At 45.3% G+C, this 1,070-nt stretch carries 3 protein-coding genes; all 3 read left to right on the top strand.

Annotation, left to right across the window (positions count from 1 at the left end):
* Window positions 1–212 precede the first annotated feature (212 nt).
* Entirely contained in the window at window positions 213–404 is a 192-nt protein-coding gene (locus F6K38_RS42900; RefSeq protein WP_287361008.1) for a hypothetical protein, read from the top strand.
* 30 nt (window positions 405–434) lie between these two features.
* Window positions 435–638, top strand: a complete 204-nt coding sequence (locus tag F6K38_RS42895; RefSeq protein ID WP_287361006.1) for a hypothetical protein — start codon at window positions 435–437, stop codon at window positions 636–638.
* A 128-nt stretch (window positions 639–766) separates the two neighbouring features.
* A complete protein-coding gene (locus F6K38_RS44810; protein WP_008185522.1) occupies window positions 767–961 on the top strand; it encodes a hypothetical protein in 195 nt (64 codons plus the stop codon).
* Window positions 962–1,070 lie beyond the last annotated feature (109 nt).

The raw sequence follows: 1,070 nt of genomic DNA, 5'->3' as shown, positions 1-1,070 counted from the left end.
GTTCACTATGGTGAAAACAAAACAAACAAACCAGTTATTCTTCTGTCCGCTTCCCTATTTGATGTTGAGCAACCAAAAACTATTTTAATCGATCCAGAAAAATGAAGAATAAAATGTCAGCCGTCAGCTGTCAGCGGTCAGCCGTCAGTTTCTAGGGTGCATTTCAATGGATGCAAAAACACTCTTCGGTCATAGAAAGCTAATATCATTTTATGACAATTACCCTTAATAAAAATCTCCCCCATCTCCCTATCTCCCCGCGCCCGCGCCCCACACTTCCCACACTCCCCACACTCCCGATTCCCGACTCCCGACTCCCGACTCCCGACTCCCGACTCCCGAAAAAAACATTAAGAAATGTTGCGTTATTCCTAAATATTCGTTACATTTGTTTACATAACTGATTACCCAAGGACCACTACGTCCTTAAAACCTTGACCTCACAGCCAAGGATAAAGGCACACTGTAAGCGTATTGGCCCTAGGTTTTCTCCTCCCAACACAGCAAGTATCACCAGCCCCTCTCAATGGCTGGTTTTTTTATATAGCAGTTCTCAATTGAGTCTCTATTCCCGATTCCCGATTCCCGACTCCCTCACAACTTTGTTACAAATATTTTCAAAATCTGTTATAATGTAAGATTATTTATGTTATAATAAAATTGCCCCAGACGTTAAACGAAACGTTAAACGGGAAGAGCCAGCCTGAAGATATTCCAGGCTGAAGGCTGGCTCTAGGACCCCTTATAACAGGAGATACCTCAAATTATGTCCTATGCTGAACGCCTACATCCATGGGTGGTGGTGCGCTTATTACCACAGATGCAACGAGTGATTGTTGCTCGGTTCCGCAAACGTTCGGATGCGGAGGGTCATATGCAGGCTCTGAAACGGCTAATGCCCGATGCTCAATTTGTGATTATATTTGATATTGGCGAGCCGATCACTGAAGAAGACTCTTAGGATTATCGGGAGTCGGGAGTCGGGAGTAGGGAGTCGGGAATCGGGAGTCAGATCAGCGTTCCCTCTTGCCTTTTGCCTCTTGCCTCTTGCCTCTTGCCTCTTGCCTCTT

The organism is Moorena sp. SIO3B2 (assembly GCF_010692525.1).
Lineage (GTDB): Bacteria > Cyanobacteriota > Cyanobacteriia > Cyanobacteriales > Coleofasciculaceae > Moorena > Moorena producens.
Note: the sequence above shows the minus strand (reverse complement) of the source record. Positions and strands in the feature narration are given on the sequence as shown.